Source organism: Salinimicrobium oceani (assembly GCF_012037645.1).
In genome coordinates, this window is the sequence record NZ_JAAVJR010000340.1 from 1 (window position 1) to 540 (window position 540).

The following is a 540-nucleotide window of genomic DNA, read 5'->3' on the forward strand; positions in this document are numbered from 1 at the left end:
CTTTCATTCCCCGGCTCTGCAGAAAGAATGCTCTCTTCATGATAGTCAAACACCTTGTATGCATGTAAAATAGTAAAAATAACCTTCTCCTCCCTGAACATCTCAAGCGCATAGGTGATCGCATTGAAAGCATTCTGCGAGAAATCTGTAGCTAAAAGGATCTTTTTCATGATTTCTTTTTTGACGGAATAACTAAAAACGGCACTTTAACATTAAATCCAATCTCATTGATCACCGGACGGAAAAGAAGGTTTTCGAAAAATGAATGTTTGTTGTTGACCATTACGAGCATATCTACATCATTTTCTTCAGTAAAATCATAGATAGCCCGGGTTACGGATGTATCGGTAATGCTAAAAAAGTTAAGTTTATTATTCTTAAAGGTTCTTACCAGTGCTTTCTTCCTTCCCGTCTGACTTTCAGTAAGATTTAATCCGGAATAGACATGGAGTACATTTATGGTAGAGTTGTGAGTATCTACAATATTGCGCATGATCGTAAGCACCCCGGGAATCTCGGTCTCATAATCTGTAGGAAAGA

At 37.8% G+C, this 540-nt stretch carries 2 protein-coding genes; both read right to left on the bottom strand.

Features of this window, described 5'->3' with window-relative positions; all coding sequences use genetic code 11:
- Positions 1-170: universal stress protein (locus tag HC175_RS17075; protein WP_168139532.1), on the bottom strand; the 170-nt coding region annotated here is incomplete at its 3' end.
- The coding region (locus HC175_RS17080; protein WP_438865952.1) for a universal stress protein at positions 167-540 on the bottom strand (374 nt) is incomplete at its 5' end. The genes HC175_RS17075 and HC175_RS17080, both read right to left, overlap by 4 nt.